The organism is Streptomyces sp. NPDC054770, assembly GCF_053611985.1.
On sequence record NZ_JBSHBL010000038.1, the window covers coordinates 65,693 to 79,203 of the forward strand.

The 13,511-nt window shown below is 71.8% G+C and carries 17 protein-coding genes; 10 read left to right on the forward strand and 7 right to left on the reverse strand.

Features of this window, described 5'->3' with window-relative positions; translation table 11 throughout:
* Nucleotides 1-9: 9 nt before the first annotated feature.
* Nucleotides 10-174 (forward strand): hypothetical protein, encoded by a 165-nt coding sequence (locus ACWGKQ_RS29235; protein ID WP_453294972.1) that lies wholly within the window; start codon nucleotides 10-12, stop codon nucleotides 172-174.
* 15 nt (nucleotides 175-189) lie between these two features.
* Here the strand turns inward: ACWGKQ_RS29235 and ACWGKQ_RS29240 are convergent, their stop codons facing one another.
* Both ACWGKQ_RS29240 and ACWGKQ_RS29245 read right to left on the reverse strand, forming a co-directional pair.
* Complete coding sequence (locus ACWGKQ_RS29240; protein ID WP_453294973.1) at nucleotides 190-990, reverse strand: sugar phosphate isomerase/epimerase family protein; 801 nt, start codon at nucleotides 988-990, stop codon at nucleotides 190-192.
* A gap of 17 nt (nucleotides 991-1,007) precedes the next feature.
* Nucleotides 1,008-1,943, reverse strand: a complete 936-nt coding sequence (locus ACWGKQ_RS29245) for a bifunctional helix-turn-helix transcriptional regulator/GNAT family N-acetyltransferase (protein ID WP_453294974.1) — start codon at nucleotides 1,941-1,943, stop codon at nucleotides 1,008-1,010.
* A gap of 393 nt (nucleotides 1,944-2,336) precedes the next feature.
* Between ACWGKQ_RS29245 and ACWGKQ_RS29250 the strand changes: the two genes are divergently transcribed.
* Nucleotides 2,337-2,738: a hypothetical protein gene (locus tag ACWGKQ_RS29250; RefSeq protein WP_453294975.1), complete on the forward strand. Its 402-nt coding sequence runs from the start codon at nucleotides 2,337-2,339 to the stop codon at nucleotides 2,736-2,738.
* A 147-nt stretch (nucleotides 2,739-2,885) separates the two neighbouring features.
* Complete coding sequence (locus ACWGKQ_RS29255) at nucleotides 2,886-4,136, forward strand: FAD-dependent monooxygenase (RefSeq protein WP_453294976.1); 1,251 nt, start codon at nucleotides 2,886-2,888, stop codon at nucleotides 4,134-4,136.
* 202 nt (nucleotides 4,137-4,338) lie between these two features.
* On the opposite strand, the gene ACWGKQ_RS29260 is transcribed toward ACWGKQ_RS29255, so the two are convergent.
* Nucleotides 4,339-5,385, reverse strand: a complete 1,047-nt coding sequence (locus ACWGKQ_RS29260) for a LacI family DNA-binding transcriptional regulator (RefSeq protein ID WP_453294977.1) — start codon at nucleotides 5,383-5,385, stop codon at nucleotides 4,339-4,341.
* A 239-nt stretch (nucleotides 5,386-5,624) separates the two neighbouring features.
* Here ACWGKQ_RS29260 and ACWGKQ_RS29265 point away from each other — a divergent pair, with 239 nt between their 5' ends.
* The 3 genes from ACWGKQ_RS29265 to ACWGKQ_RS29275 are packed head-to-tail and all read left to right on the forward strand — an operon-like array spanning nucleotide 5,625 to nucleotide 8,763.
* A complete protein-coding gene (locus ACWGKQ_RS29265) occupies nucleotides 5,625-6,782 on the forward strand; it encodes a Gfo/Idh/MocA family protein (RefSeq protein ID WP_453294978.1) in 1,158 nt (385 codons plus the stop codon).
* Entirely contained in the window at nucleotides 6,779-7,930 is a 1,152-nt protein-coding gene (locus tag ACWGKQ_RS29270; protein WP_453294979.1) for a dihydrodipicolinate synthase family protein, read from the forward strand. Before ACWGKQ_RS29265 ends, ACWGKQ_RS29270 begins: the two co-directional genes overlap by 4 nt.
* A gap of 32 nt (nucleotides 7,931-7,962) precedes the next feature.
* On the forward strand, nucleotides 7,963-8,763 hold the full coding sequence (locus tag ACWGKQ_RS29275; RefSeq protein ID WP_453295020.1) for a sugar phosphate isomerase/epimerase family protein: 801 nt from the start codon (nucleotides 7,963-7,965) through the stop codon (nucleotides 8,761-8,763).
* Between the two features lie 51 nt (nucleotides 8,764-8,814).
* Here ACWGKQ_RS29275 and ACWGKQ_RS29280 read toward each other — a convergent pair whose 3' ends face one another.
* Nucleotides 8,815-9,024 (reverse strand): DUF397 domain-containing protein, encoded by a 210-nt coding sequence (locus tag ACWGKQ_RS29280; protein WP_453294980.1) that lies wholly within the window; start codon nucleotides 9,022-9,024, stop codon nucleotides 8,815-8,817.
* Nucleotides 9,011-9,835 carry a helix-turn-helix domain-containing protein gene (locus tag ACWGKQ_RS29285; protein WP_453294981.1) on the reverse strand — a complete coding sequence of 275 codons (825 nt, stop codon included), beginning with the start codon at nucleotides 9,833-9,835 and terminating at the stop codon, nucleotides 9,011-9,013. The genes ACWGKQ_RS29280 and ACWGKQ_RS29285 overlap by 14 nt, the downstream gene beginning before the upstream one ends.
* Before the next feature lie 128 nt (nucleotides 9,836-9,963).
* On the opposite strand from ACWGKQ_RS29285, the gene ACWGKQ_RS29290 reads away from it, so the two are divergent.
* The 4 genes from ACWGKQ_RS29290 to ACWGKQ_RS29305 all read left to right on the forward strand — a co-directional run bounded on the left by ACWGKQ_RS29290 (nucleotide 9,964) and on the right by ACWGKQ_RS29305 (nucleotide 12,144).
* Nucleotides 9,964-10,161 carry a hypothetical protein gene (locus ACWGKQ_RS29290; protein WP_453294982.1) on the forward strand — a complete coding sequence of 66 codons (198 nt, stop codon included), beginning with the start codon at nucleotides 9,964-9,966 and terminating at the stop codon, nucleotides 10,159-10,161.
* A complete protein-coding gene (locus ACWGKQ_RS29295; protein WP_453294983.1) occupies nucleotides 10,158-10,430 on the forward strand; it encodes a hypothetical protein in 273 nt (90 codons plus the stop codon). The genes ACWGKQ_RS29290 and ACWGKQ_RS29295 overlap by 4 nt, the downstream gene beginning before the upstream one ends.
* A gap of 46 nt (nucleotides 10,431-10,476) precedes the next feature.
* Complete coding sequence (locus ACWGKQ_RS29300; protein WP_453294984.1) at nucleotides 10,477-11,559, forward strand: DNA polymerase III subunit beta family protein; 1,083 nt, start codon at nucleotides 10,477-10,479, stop codon at nucleotides 11,557-11,559.
* Between the two features lie 234 nt (nucleotides 11,560-11,793).
* Nucleotides 11,794-12,144, forward strand: a complete 351-nt coding sequence (locus tag ACWGKQ_RS29305) for a hypothetical protein (RefSeq protein WP_453295021.1) — start codon at nucleotides 11,794-11,796, stop codon at nucleotides 12,142-12,144.
* 144 nt (nucleotides 12,145-12,288) lie between these two features.
* Here ACWGKQ_RS29305 and ACWGKQ_RS29310 read toward each other — a convergent pair whose 3' ends face one another.
* Complete coding sequence (locus ACWGKQ_RS29310; RefSeq protein ID WP_453294985.1) at nucleotides 12,289-12,987, reverse strand: hypothetical protein; 699 nt, start codon at nucleotides 12,985-12,987, stop codon at nucleotides 12,289-12,291.
* On the reverse strand, nucleotides 12,984-13,511 hold the full coding sequence (locus tag ACWGKQ_RS29315) for a SigE family RNA polymerase sigma factor (protein WP_453294986.1): 528 nt from the start codon (nucleotides 13,509-13,511) through the stop codon (nucleotides 12,984-12,986). The genes ACWGKQ_RS29310 and ACWGKQ_RS29315 overlap by 4 nt, the downstream gene beginning before the upstream one ends.

The following is a 13,511-nucleotide window of genomic DNA, read 5'->3' on the forward strand; positions in this document are numbered from 1 at the left end:
ACTCCCGGCGTGACCCGTATCGGGCAAGGACCGCTGCTGGAGGGCGAGTTGGTACGGCTGCAGCCGCTGGAGCACCGGCACGCCGACGATCTGGCGGTGGCGGTGGCGGTGGCGGTGGCGGTGGCGGCGGAGGTGGGGGACCGGGGGCGCTACGGGTTCACCGCCGTGCGGTGAACCCGGCCGCCGTGGTCACGCCGAGTCGTTGAGCAGCCGGGCCAGGTGGTCCCGGCCCGCCGCCAGCAGGCCGGGCAGCGGGGGCGCGGCCTCGTACCAGCGCTTCTCGTACTCCCAGCACAGCCAGCCGTCCCAGCCGTGCCGGGAGAGCACCTCCACGCACTCGGACAGGGGCAGGACCCCGGCGCCGAGCGGCAGCGGGGTGGTGTCGTCGGCCGAGGCGATGTCCTTGACCTGGACGTAACCGAGGTGCGGGGCGAGTGCCGCGTAGGTCTCGGCGGGCTGCTCGCCGCCCAGCCAGGTGTGCATGACGTCCCAGAGCGAGCCGACCATGCGGTGGCCGACCGGGCCGAGGACGCGGATCGCGGCGGCGCCGGTGCGGTGCGAGTCGTGGGTCTCCAGCAGGACCCGTACGCCGAGCGCGGCGGCGTCCTCGGCGACGGTGCCGAGCCGCCGGGCGGCGATCGCGTCGGACTCGGCGGCCGGCAGGTCCGGGTCGGCGCCCGGGAAGACGCGGACGTAGGAGGCGCCCAGATCGTGGGCGAGCTGGAGGAGCCGGCGGGTCTCGTCGAGGACCGGGGCGTCCTCGCCGGGCGCCGCGACCCGCGCGTACCCGGCGACGCCCAGCACCTCCACCCCGGCCGCCTTGAACTCGGCGGCCACGTCGGCGCGCGCGGCCGGGCCGAGGCCGGGATGCACGGGCTCCTCCGGGTGGGCGCGCAGTTCCACGCCGTGGTAGCCGTGGGCGGTGGCGAGCGCCAGGACGTCCGGCACCGGCAGACCGGGAACACCGAGGGTGGAGAAGGCGAACTTCATGCTCACCAACCTACTTCTCACTCGCCGGTGCCGTGCAGGTCCAGCCGCCAGTCCTGGCCGACCAGGTCCTTGCCGAAGGAGCGGTGCGGTTTCTCGGCGGTGAGGACGAAGCCGTGCCGCTGGTAGATGCGGCGGGCGGCGGCCAGGATGTCGTTGGTCCACAGGACCAGCTCCCGGTAGCCGACCCCGCGGGCGAAGTCGGTCACGGCGGTGACCAGCCGGTCCCCGACGCCCAGCCCGCGCGCCTCCGGTTCGACGAGCAGCAGCCGCAGCCGTGCGGTGCCGGGGGCGTCGTCCCGTACGCACATCACGCAGCCCACCGGCCGCCCGGCCCACTCGGCGATCCAGGTCCGCTCCAGGTGCGGGTCGTGGTCCTCGGCGTAGTCGGCGACGATCCGGGCGACGAGGCCCTCGTAGTCGGCGTTCCAGCCGTACTCGGCGGCGTACAGGGCGGCGTTGCGCTGCACGATCCAGCCCAGGTCGCCGGGGTGCGGCTCGCGCAGCACGACCTCGCCGGGGCCGGCCGGGGGGTGCCCGTCGCCGAGGATGGTGCGGATGGTGCGCATGGCCTCGGCGAGACGCGGCCGCTCGCCGGGGCCGACGGTGCCCAGCAGCGAGCCGACCGAGTCCCGGGCCCGCTCGTCCAGCAGCTCGGCGGCGGCCCGCCCGCCCGGGGTGAGGGACACCCGCCGGCGCCGCGGGTCCTTCGCCGAGGGGGCGCGCTCGATCAGTCCGGCCTCCTCGAATTTGTTGAGGATCCGGCTCAAGTACCCGGCGTCCAGCGCGAGATCGGACCGCAGGTCGGCCGCGTCGGTGTCGGTGTCGTGCGCGAGCTCGTACAGCACGCGGGCCTCGGTGAGGGTGTACGGGGCGTAGAGGTGGCGGCCGTAGTCGAGGGCGCCGATGAGGTTGGTGTAGAAGCGGTTGAAGGCGCGGACGTCCTGGACGGTCATGGCTGGACTCCGATGGTTGACTCAGTCAGAGATACCGTGACCCGAGGCTATCCCGCCGCCCCGCCCGGCCGGAAGGTGTCGGCCCGAACGGCGGCCCCGCAGGCTTTACTTGTTCTTTTTGCCTGGGCGTGGTCCTGCTTTTGACTTCGTCGCGCCCGCGCCGTAGGTTTATACACGAACGTCACTTATGTCCGTTTCAACCAGGACGTGACGTGGTCCGCCGAAGAGCCCGGACGGGTACGGAGAAACCGGCATCGCGGGTGGCGGACGCGCTCAGGGCTGCGCGCAGGCTCTGGAGCGCACGCAGGGCGGTCGGCCCTTCCGATGCGGCGGCCGTCGTAAGACATCCACACCCTCGGAGAGGGGCGAACCATGCGCGCGCACACCACACGTATGAAGAGGGTTGCCATCGCTGCGATTTCGGCACCCATCCTGGCGCTCGCCGCCGGGGCCGGAGTCGCCAGCGCTGCCACCCACGCGGCGCCGGGCCACGTTGTCTCCTACCAGGACAACGGCGGTGGCGGCGGCGGTCACGGCGGAGGCGGCGGCCACGGCGGAGGCGGCGGCGGCCACGGTGGTGGCGGCTATGGCGGCGGCGGTCACGGCGGCGGCGGCTACGGCGGCGGCGGCTACGGCGGCGGCGGTCACGGCGGCTACGGCGGTGGCGGCTACGGCGGCCACGGCGGCTATGGCGGCTATGGCGGCGACCGCGGCGGCTGGGGCGGCTGGGGAGACGACTACGGCGGCTGGGGCGGCGGCGGCGGTGGCTGGGGCGGAGGTGGCTGGGGCGACTAGCCAGGTCACAGCGTTCGACGCGCCCTGACAGAACTGACAGCAAAGGATGGGTCCGGGTGCCCGACCCCTGGGGCACCCGGACCCGTGCATCCCGATCCCCGCGGGCCCCGGGCCCGCGGGGTCCGCGGCTGTGGAGGCGGTGACCGGATGAGGATCGTCTGCGTGGGCGGAGGCCCGGCCGGGCTGTACTTCTCGATCTCGGCGAAACTGCGGGACGCCGGCCACGAGATCATCGTCGTGGAGGCGGACCCGCCCGAGGCCACCTACGGCTGGGGCGTCGTCTACTGGAACAACCTGCTGGACATCCTGTACCGCAACGACCCCGAGAGCGCACGGGCGGTCAGTGCCGGCTCGGTGCTCTGGCAGCAGCAGGACATCCGGGTGCACGGCAACCGGTACGACGGCACCGCGCACTTCGGCGGCTACGGCTACAGCATGGGCCGCGCGGCCCTCCTCGGCATCCTGACCCGGCGTGCGAGGTCCCTCGGTGTGGACGTACGGCACGGGGAACGCCTCGCCGACCCCGCCGACCTGCCCGACGCCGACCTGGTGCTGGCCGCCGACGGCGCGAACAGCCGGATCCGGGCCAGTCGCGCCGAGCACTTCGGCACCCGCCTGGAGACCGGCCGCAACCCGTTCATCTGGCTCGGTACGGACCGGGAGTTCGACAGTTTCGTGTTCGCCTTCGAGGAGACCGGGGCGGGCTGGATCTGGTTCCACGCCTACCCGTCCTTCAAGGGCGTCAGCACCTGCATCGTGGAATGCTCCCCGGAGACCTGGCAGGGCCTCGGCCTCGCCACGCTCGACGAGGAGGACGCCGTACCCCTGCTGGAGAAGATCTTCCACCGGGCACTCGACGGCCACTCCCTGATCAGCAGGTCGCGCGGCGCACCGGCGAAGTGGCAGCGGTTCACGCACCTCAGCAACCGGACCTGGGTCGACGGCGGTGACGGCCGCCCCGTCGTGCTGGCCGGCGACGCCGCGCACACCACCCACTTCACGCTGGGCTCCGGCACCCGGCTGGCGATGATCGACGCGGTCGTGCTGTCCGAGGCCCTCAAGCGCTTCCCGGACCCGCGGGTCGCGCTGCGCGAGTACGACAGGCGCCGCCGCGCGGAACTGCACGCCGTCCAGGCGGCGGCACGCACCAGCATGGCGTGGTTCGAACGGCTGGACGACTACCTGGACCGCGGCCCGGTCGACTTCGCCTACGCGATGGCGGTCCGCCAGGGCGGCCACCAGTCCCCCTGGCGCTACCAGACCCACCTAGCCATGCAACTGACCCCGGTACGCCAGGCCCGCCGCGCCTACGACACGGGCAAGCGCTGGTACCGCGACCGCAAACGGGGCGAGGCCCCGCTGCCGCTGCTGGGCCGCACCCTGCCGGACGACCGCTGACGGCCGTCGGTCGGCTGCGGGCCGGTGGGGGCTTGTCGCGCAGTTCCCCGCGCCCCTGAAGGGGCGCTTTGCAACCCCCTGTCTTCAGGGGCGCGAGCAACCCCCACGCACCCGCAGCCGAAACACGACCGGGCCACGAGGGATGGTCGGGGGCACCTGAGCCGCGCCCCCCGGTGTCGGGTTCCTCGTGTCCGGCGTGCGGTCAGCTGCGGGGTACGCCCGACGAGCCCCGGACCATCAGCTCGCCCCGGACCGTCGCGATCCCGCCCGGCGGCGGCTCCTCGCGGCCCATGGCGATGCGGCCGGCCCGCGCCCCCGCCTCCGCCAGCGGCAGCCGCACCGTCGTCAGCGACGGCACCGCGTCGATGCTGAACGGCAGGTCGTCGAAGCCGGCCACCGACACGTCCGCCGGGATCCGCAGCCCCGACTCCCGCAGCGCCGCGCACGCGCCGAGCGCGACGGAGTCGTTCGCCGCCACCACCGCGGTGAGCGTCGGGTCCCGGCGCAGCAGTTCCAGCGTCGCCTCGTACCCCGCCCGGCGGTCGTAGCGGCCGTGCACGGTCCAGCGCGGGTCCTCCTCGATGCCCGCCTCGGCCAGCGCGGCCCGGTGGCCCTCCAGGCGGTGCCGGGTGGTGGTCCGCTCCTCGGGTCCCGCGATGTAGCCCAGCCGCCGGTGGCCGAGCCCGATGAGATGCTCGGTCAGCTCCTTGCCGCCGCCGCGGTTGTCGAAGGTCAGCGCCACCGCGTCGGTGTCCGGCGCCGGCGGCCGCCCGCACAGCACCACCCGGGTCCCCGCGTCCGCCAGCTTGCGCAGCTTCGCCGCCACCGCCGCCGCGTGCGGCGCGTTCTCCATCGCACCGCCGGTCAGGATCACCGCCGCCGCCCGCTGCCGCTGCAGCAGGGTCAGGTAGGTCAGTTCCCGCTCCGGCGACCCCCCGGTGTTGCAGGTCACCGCCAGCCGCTCGCCGCCCGCGCGCCCGCCCGGACCGCCGATCTCGGCCTGGATCGCGCTCGCCATGATCCCGAAGAACGGGTCGGCGATGTCGTTGACGAGGATGCCGACCAGGTCGGAGGTGGCCGCCGCGAGCGCGCTCGCCGGCCCGTTGAGGACGTAGTCCAGCTCGTCCACCGCCCGCAGCACCCGTTCCCGCGTGGTCGCCGCCACCGGGTAGTTGCCGTTCAGTACGCGCGACACCGTCGCGGGCGAGACCTGGGCGCGGGCCGCCACGTCCGCCAGGGTCACCGTCATCTCGTCGTCCTCCGGTCGCGCATCTCGTGGTGCGCCGTCGTACCCAGACTGATCAACAGCCAGCTCAAAGGAAGCCCCCTTGCCGTGCAGACCATAAGGCCATTCACTCCTGTCGTTCGCCCCCTCGAACAACTCGACCCCATCACGGTCTTGTACAGACCTGGGTTCAAAGGCTAACTTCTGACCATATAGAAAGCGCTTGCTGCGTTGCTGAGACGCACGCGGACGAAGGGAAACACGTGAACCGCAAGACGGTGCGTATCGCCATGAACGGCGTCACCGGGCGCATGGGCTACCGCCAGCACCTCGTCCGCTCGATCCTCGCCCTGCGCGAGCAGGGCGGACTCGACCTCGGCGACGGCACGGTGCTGTGGCCGGAACCGGTCCTGGTCGGCCGCCGCGAGTACGCGCTCCGCGAGATCGCCGACCGCCACGGCCTGTCCGACGAGCACATCTCGACGGACCTGTCGGCCGTGCTCGCCGACCCCACCATCGACATCTACTTCGACTCCCAGGTCACCTCGGCCCGCGAGGAGGCCCTCCAGCTGGCCATCGCGGCCGGAAAGCACATCTACACCGAGAAGCCGACGGCCACCGGCCTGGAGGGCGCCCTGGAGCTGGCCCGGCTGGCGCACGCCAAGGGCGTCAAGTCCGGTGTCGTCCAGGACAAGATCTTCCTGCCCGGCCTGCTGAAGCTGAAGCGGCTCATCGACGGCGGCTTCTTCGGCCGGATCCTGTCGATCCGCGGCGAGTTCGGCTACTGGGTCTTCGAGGGCGACTGGCAGGAGGCGCAGCGCCCGTCCTGGAACTACCGCGCGGAGGACGGCGGCGGCATCGTCGTCGACATGTTCCCGCACTGGGAGTACGTGCTGCACGAGCTGTTCGGCCGCGTGAAGTCCGTCCAGGCCCTCACCGCCACCCACATCCCGCAGCGCTGGGACGAGAACGGCAAGCCCTACGACGCGACGGCCGACGACGCCGCGTACGGCGTCTTCGAGCTCGACGGCGGCGCCGTCGCCCAGATCAACTCCTCCTGGGCGGTCCGCGTCAACCGGGACGAACTGGTCGAGTTCCAGGTGGACGGCACCGAAGGCTCAGCGGTCGCCGGCCTGCGCAACTGCCGTGTCCAGCACCGCAGCGCGACCCCCAAGCCGGTCTGGAACCCGGACATCCCGGCCACCTACGCCTTCCGCGAGCAGTGGCAGGAGATCCCCGACAACACCGAGTTCGACAACGGCTTCAAGGCCCAGTGGGAGCTGTTCCTCAAGCACGTCTACGCCGACGCGCCCTACCACTGGGACCTGCTGGCCGGCGCCCGCGGCGTGCAGCTCGCCGAGCTGGGTCTGAAGTCGTCGGCCGAGGGCCGCCGCATCGACGTCCCGGAGATCGAGCTGTGACCATCCACCTCCCGGCCGCGGACGGGTCGCTGCGGGCGTACGAGCCCCGCACCGACCCGTTCCCCCTCACTCCCGGCACCCCCTTCACCTCCCGTACGGTCTTCTCGGCGGCGCACGTCGTCGCCGACCCGTTCGCGGACACCAACCCCGACGCGCCCGCCGCCGTCGACTGGGACGCCACCCTCGCCTTCCGCCGCCACCTGTGGTCGCACGGCCTGGGCGTCGCCGAGGCCATGGACACCGCCCAGCGCGGGATGGGCCTGGACTGGGCGGGCGCGGCCGAGCTGATCCGGCGCAGCGCCGCCGAGGCCCGTGCCGTCGGCGGCAAGATCGCCTGCGGGGTCGGCACCGACCAGATCACCGGCGGCACGCTCGCCGAGATCCGGGCCGCGTACGAGGAGCAGCTCGCGCTCGTCGAGGAGTCGGGCGCCCAGGCCATCCTGATGGCCTCCCGGGCGCTCGCCGCCACGGCCGCCGGCCCCGAGGACTACCTCGAGGTCTACGGCCACCTGCTGCGCCAGGCCGCCGAGCCGGTGGTCCTGCACTGGCTGGGCCCGATGTTCGACCCGGCGCTGGCGGGCTACTGGGGCTCGGCCGACCTCGACACGGCCACCGACACCTTCCTGGAGGTCATCGCCGCCCACCCCGACAAGGTCGACGGCATCAAGGTCTCCCTGCTCGACGCGCAGCGCGAGGTCGACCTGCGCCGCCGCCTCCCGCAGGGCGTCCGCTGCTACACCGGCGACGACTTCAACTACCCCGAGCTGATCGCGGGCGACGAACAGGGCTTCAGCCACGCCCTGCTCGGCATCTTCGACCCGCTGGGGCCGCTGGCAGCGGAGGCGGTCCGGGTCCTGGACACCGGGGACACGGCGGGCTTCCGCGGCCTCCTGGACCCCACCGTGGAGCTGTCCCGGCACCTCTTCCAGACGCCCACCCGCTTCTACAAGACGGGCGTGGTGTTCCTGGCCTGGCTGGCCGGCCACCAGAGCCACTTCAGCATGGTCGGCGGCCTGCAGTCGGCCCGCTCGCTGCCGCACTTCGCGCGCGCCTACGAACTCGCCGACGGTCTGGGCCTGTTCCCGGCCCCGAAGCTGGCCGAGGACCGTATGAAGACCCTCCTCGCCCTGTACGGAGTCGACCAGTGACCGGCGATCTGTCCCGTTTCTCCATCAACCAGATGACCGTCAAGCAGCTGTCGCTGCCCGAACTGGCCGACGCCTGCACGCAACTGGGCGTGCCGGGCGTCGGCCTGTGGCGCGAGCCGGTCCAGGCGTACGGCGTCGAGGCGACCGCCAAGCTGGTCCGCGAGGCCGGCCTGACGGTCACCACCCTGTGCCGGGGCGGCTTCCTCACGGCCATCGACCCGGACGAGCGTGCCGCCGCGCTCGCCGACAACCGGCGGGCGGTCGACGAGGCCGCGGCCCTCGGCACGGACACCCTGGTCCTGGTCTCCGGCGGCCTGCCGGCCGGTTCCAAGGACCTGCACGGGGCCCGGGAGCGGATCGCCGACGCCCTCGCCGAACTCGGCCCCTACGCCGAACAGCACGGCGTCCGCCTGGCCATCGAGCCCCTCCACCCGATGTTCGCCTCCGACCGCTGCGTGGTCTCCACCCTCACCCAGGCGCTGGACCTCGCGGAACGCTTCCCGGCCCACCAGGTCGGGGTCACGGTCGACACGTACCACATCTGGTGGGACGACCGGGCGCCCGCGCAGATCGCCCGGGCCGGCGCGGGCGGCCGCATCCACACCTTCCAACTCGCCGACTGGACCACCCCGTTGCCGGAGGGCGTCCTCAACGGCCGCGGCCAGATCGGCGACGGTGCGATCGACATGCGGGAGTGGAAGGGGTACGTGGAGGCGGCCGGTTACACCGGGCCCATCGAGGTCGAGCTGTTCAACGACGCGCTGTGGGCGAGGGACGGCCGCGAGGTGCTGGCGGAGACGGCCGGCCGGTTCCTGGAACACGCGGCGGACTGACGGGCCGCTGGCCTGCCCGCGTCTCGTGATGACGGGCAGGCCACGGGGGCGTCAGCTACGGATACGCCCGTCCCGCACGGCCCCGACGAACGCGGCCCAGCCGCCGGACGAGAAGACCAGCGCGGGGCCGGTGGAACCGGCCTTGCTGTCGCGGACGGGGACGGTGGCGTGGCCGCGAGCTACTTCGAGGCATTCGCCCTGGTCACCGCCGCTGTAGCTGGACTTGTACCACCCGGTGGCGGTGTGCTCACTGCTGGCCATGTACGTGTTCCTCTGCTGCCGCCCTGACAAGGGCCAATGACTCCTTGTGCGACAACGCGTCGCTCAGGGCCAGAGCGTAGGCGGTCTGACAGGTGCTCACCAGGGCCGGATCATCCATCAGGTTGCCGGTGAGGAAACCCTCGACGTAGGCGACCGGCGCGGAGTCCTCAAAGGTCATGAGGGTGAGCAGGCTTTGCATGAGAGCGTGTGCCCCCACGCCGTACGGCAGAACGTGCAGGCGTAGCCGCCCTGTCTCCGCCATGTCCGCGATCTTGTGCAGTTGCTCCGCCATGGCCTGCGATCCGCCGACACAGCGACGGAGGACGGCCTCGTCGAGCAAGGTCCAGACGACAGGTTGCGACGGCCCGTCGAGGATGCGGCGGCGTTTTGTTCGGATGACAACGAACTCGTCAAGTTCCTCACGGGTGTAGTTGGGCCGGTAGGCACAGAAGAGGGCGCGCGCGTAGTCGTCGGTCTGGAGTATGCCGGGAACCAGCGAGAGCGCGAACTGGTTGATCAGCGTGGCCTGTTGCTCCAGTTCGGCGACCGCGGCGAAGTGATCTGTGTACTTGGACTCCAGATCCTCCAGCCAACGCTCGAAGAACCCGTCCGTCTTGAGGGCCCGGTCGATCCGGCGCGCGTCATCCGGCTTCGGCAGCCGCCTTCCCGCCTCGAAGTGACTGATCAGCGTGGGCGAGCACACGACCAGCTCGCCCAGTCCCTCCTGGGTCAGACCGGCCGCAACGCGCCGCAGCCTCAGCTCCTCTCCGTACTTCTCCCGTTGCGTCCGAGGCTTCTGGCGCTCGCTCATGCGGCCAACTCCCGTTCCTGACAAAGGCTCTGTCAAGTCCCCGCCTCTGGAAGCGTAGCCACCCCGACCCCACTCTGTGAGGGAATCGCAACACAGCGAAGTCATCGCAGGTGAGAAAGCAGGTCGGCATGACGCATCTCCTGGCCCGGCTGGTCGAGCCGTTGCTCCGGTTCTTCCTGCCCGCTCGCGGACGGCGGCGCCGTGAGCCGGTCGTACCGGTCGCGTACCCGTACTCGTGCCCGTATGTCGGCCGCGAAGCCCCGCTGCGCGGCGAGGACAGCCCGCTCGTCCGTCCCTATCTCGACCACGTGGAGATCTACGTATGAGCGGGCGCCTGCTTCCGTGGACCGGTGCGGACGGCAAACCCGGTTATCTCGTGGGTGACGGGACGGGATACGTCTCCCGGCTCGCCGACCAGATCGAGAGCGTGCACCTCGGCATGGCGGGCGACCTGCTCGACCACGCGGCCGAACTCCTCGCCGAGCAGCGGCTGACTCGCGACGAACTCCGCTACCTGGCCCGGCGGCTGAGCGAATCGCTGCGGGACGTCAAGCGTGTCGCCGAGAGCAGGGGTGCGCGGTTGCCACGTGGTTGACCCTCGACCTTGTGCAGGGTCCAGAGTGCCGGGTGTGGAGAACGACATGCGCAGCATCGGGGAGACGGCCCGCGACAGCGGGCTGGGTGTGAGTGCCCTGCGGTTCTACGACCGGGCCGGTGTGCTGGTCCCTGCCTGGGTGGATCCGGTGAGCGGTTACCGGTGGTACGAGTCCGGGCAGTTGGAAGAGGCCCGGGTGCTGGCCTGCCTGCGCCGGGCCGGGATGCCGCTGGCGGACATCCGGCTGGTGCTGGCCGGCTGGTCCGGCCCGGACACCGATCTGGTCCGGCAGCTGCTCACGGCGCACCTGCGCCGTCTCGAACAGGGGCTGTCCGATGCCCGCGGCGAGTTCTCCGCGCTCCGAGCGCTACTCGATCACAGGGAGAACGCCATGACCTCGTTCCGCATCGCCGCCGTCAGTCTGTCCGTCGACGCGCCGGAGCTGGCAGCCGTGCTGGACACGGTTCGCTTCGCGGCGAGCACCGACCCCGAACTGCCGATGCTCGGCGGGGTGCTGTTCGACATCGAGGGCGAGAGCCTGCACGCGGTGGCCACCGACCGGTACCGGATGGCGGTCGCGCGGGCCGGTGTCGCCGGGCACGACGGGGGCCGGGTGCAGGTCATCGTGCCCACTCCGCTCGCCGACGCGATGCGTGCGCTGCTGGACGGCGAGGGACCTGCGCGACTCTCTCTCGACGGTGACCGCGTGACACTGGAGGCCGGGGACCGGCAGGCGGCCGGCCGGTGCCTCGACCACGACTTCCCCGACTACCGTCGGCTCCTGCCCCGGGCCGGCGGGCGCCGTGCCGTCGTCGAGGTGGCGGCCTTCCGGCAGGCTCTGGAGACGGGTCCGGTCCGCTCCGGCGAGGCAGGGGCGCCCGAACTCAGCGTGCTCAGGGTGGAGGACGGCGGCGCGGTGACCCTCTGCGCCGATGCCGACGGAGCCGATGCCGGCGAAGACCCGAACCTCGTCGCCGTCAACCGCGAGTTCCTGCTGGCCGCGCTGGCCGCCGGGGCCCGTGACCGGCTGATTCTGGAGTTCGGCACGCCCACCGCGCCGATCGCGATCCGCCGGCCCGAGGGCGAGGACGCCTTCTCGCTGCTGATGCCGGTCCGGCTGGAGAACTGACCGAACCTGTGTGAGGACTTCTTCACACAGGTCTTTTTTATGTTCCCTGTTCACGGTCTTCCGCCCTTTTCAATTTGCTGTGTTTCACCTGTCAGTTCAGGTTTTTTCCAATCGATCGGAACCGGGTCCGGCCAGGTCGTGTCTATAGGATTCGAGTCGGCCGCAAGGGGCGAGCAAAGGGCCTGGAATTGCGGTTGGAAAAGCTAATTGAAAACCAAGGAGTTCTCTGTGAACATGCGTATCGCCGCCGTTGCCGTGGCCTCCGCCGCGCTTGTCGCCGCCGGTGCCACCGCCGCCGTCGCCGCCCCGGCCCCGGCCCCCTCGATCACCCTCAAGGCGAGCGCCGCCAAGGTCAGGCTGGGCGATGTCGTCACCTTCACCGGCAAGGTCGACGGCATCAAGGAGGGCAGCAAGGTGACCCTCCAGGTCAAGGACGGCAAGAAGTGGGTCTCGCTGCCCGCGACGGCGAAGGTCTCCAAGGCGGCCTACAAGCTCACCGACAAGTTCGACAAGAAGGGCGTCGAGGTCCTGCGCGTCAAGGACGGCAGCACCGTCTCCAAGAACGTGTCCGTCACGGTCCGCTGACCGACGCCCCTGAGATCCTGCCCCACCCCGTCCGATCCGGGGTGGGGCAGGTGTCGTCGGGGCGCTCACGCGCTCGCCGAATCCTATGGATCCTATGGGTGGCCTGTCTTCGCGGCTCCCTTAGATTGTCGTTAATTGACGCGCTCACGGTTGTGGCGTGTCGTTTCGCGTGACAGTGGCGGTGGCCAGGATTTCGGTGGTCTGCTGGATCACGGTCGCGGTGGGGTTGTTGAGGCACGCATAGCCGGTGCGCGCCGCAGCCCCGTCCCCGGCCGGGGACGCGATGCGCATCAGTTCCTGTGAGCCGCCCGCCCGCTCGCACCAGGCGTCGACCCGGTCCAGCCGGCGTACGGCGGCACGCGGAGTTCCGGCCTCGGTCTGGACGTAGAACACCAGCGCCCCGCCCTCGGCGACGGGAGTCAGCGGTGCGGGCGAGGCTTTCGGGCTGAACGCGGCGACGACAGCCGTGCCCGGCTCTCCGTCCGGACGCAGCACGGTGTGCCACCCGGCGGGCGGGACCGCGGACCGGCCGGACAGGGGGAGTCCGGTGAAGCCGGGCGGCGCCCAGGACACCTCGCGCGTCGCCGCGGTCCGGTCCCCGGCGGGGGGCGAGTCCCAGACCCGCGTCGTGACGGCCGCCGCCAACGCGACAGCGGCGGCGCCCGTCAGCGCGACCCGGCGCCGGCGCCGGGCCACCACCCGCCGCCGGATCTCCTGCATGCGCCGGGGATTCGGGCCCGGCGGTGTGATCCGGCCCAGCACCACACGCAGCAGTTCCTCCTCCGCGCGCCGCTCCCCGTTCCCCTCCTCGTATTCCTCCGCGTCCTGGGTCGTACGTGTCACGGCTGCTCACCGCCCTCCCGTACGTGTGCCGGACCGAGGTGCCCGCGCAGGACCCGCAGCGCCTTGGCGGCCTGGCTCTTCACCGTGCCGGGGCGGCAGCCCAGCACCTGCGCGGTCTCCTCGACGCTGAGATCCTCGAAGTAGCGCAGGACGACGACCGCCCGCTGCCTCGGTGGCAGCCGCCGGACCGCGCCGGCCAGCGACTGCTCCAGGTCGACCTCGGCGAAGACGTCCCGGGCCGCGGTGACGTCCGGCAGTTCCGGCGTGGGGGTCTCGCCGCGCCAGCGCCGGCGCCACCACGAGGCATGGGTGTTGACCAGCGCCCGGCGTGCGTACGCCTCGGGGTTGTCGCCGGCGATCCGCGACCACTTCGGCCACACCTTGGCCAGCGCGGTCTGCAACAGGTCCTCGGCCGCGTGGGCATCTCCCGTCAGCAGCCACGCGGCCCGGTACAGACGGTCTCCGCGGGCGGCGACGAACTCCTCGAAACTCCACTCGGTATCCGCCGCCTCCACCTGGTTCAC

Coding starts and splice junctions, on each gene's coding strand:
- ACWGKQ_RS29240 (WP_453294973.1), bottom strand. CDS start 990: ATGAAGTTCGCCTTCTCCACCCTCGGTGTTCCCGGTCTGCCGGTGCCG.
- ACWGKQ_RS29285 (WP_453294981.1), bottom strand. CDS start 9,835: ATGAGCGAGCGCCAGAAGCCTCGGACGCAACGGGAGAAGTACGGAGAG.
- ACWGKQ_RS29255 (WP_453294976.1), top strand. CDS start 2,886: ATGAGGATCGTCTGCGTGGGCGGAGGCCCGGCCGGGCTGTACTTCTCG.
- ACWGKQ_RS29290 (WP_453294982.1), top strand. CDS start 9,964: ATGACGCATCTCCTGGCCCGGCTGGTCGAGCCGTTGCTCCGGTTCTTC.
- ACWGKQ_RS29305 (WP_453295021.1), top strand. CDS start 11,794: ATGCGTATCGCCGCCGTTGCCGTGGCCTCCGCCGCGCTTGTCGCCGCC.
- ACWGKQ_RS29245 (WP_453294974.1), bottom strand. CDS start 1,943: ATGACCGTCCAGGACGTCCGCGCCTTCAACCGCTTCTACACCAACCTC.
- ACWGKQ_RS29280 (WP_453294980.1), bottom strand. CDS start 9,024: ATGGCCAGCAGTGAGCACACCGCCACCGGGTGGTACAAGTCCAGCTAC.
- ACWGKQ_RS29275 (WP_453295020.1), top strand. CDS start 7,963: ATGACCGTCAAGCAGCTGTCGCTGCCCGAACTGGCCGACGCCTGCACG.
- ACWGKQ_RS29300 (WP_453294984.1), top strand. CDS start 10,477: ATGCGCAGCATCGGGGAGACGGCCCGCGACAGCGGGCTGGGTGTGAGT.
- ACWGKQ_RS29260 (WP_453294977.1), bottom strand. CDS start 5,385: ATGACGGTGACCCTGGCGGACGTGGCGGCCCGCGCCCAGGTCTCGCCC.
- ACWGKQ_RS29295 (WP_453294983.1), top strand. CDS start 10,158: ATGAGCGGGCGCCTGCTTCCGTGGACCGGTGCGGACGGCAAACCCGGT.
- ACWGKQ_RS29250 (WP_453294975.1), top strand. CDS start 2,337: ATGAAGAGGGTTGCCATCGCTGCGATTTCGGCACCCATCCTGGCGCTC.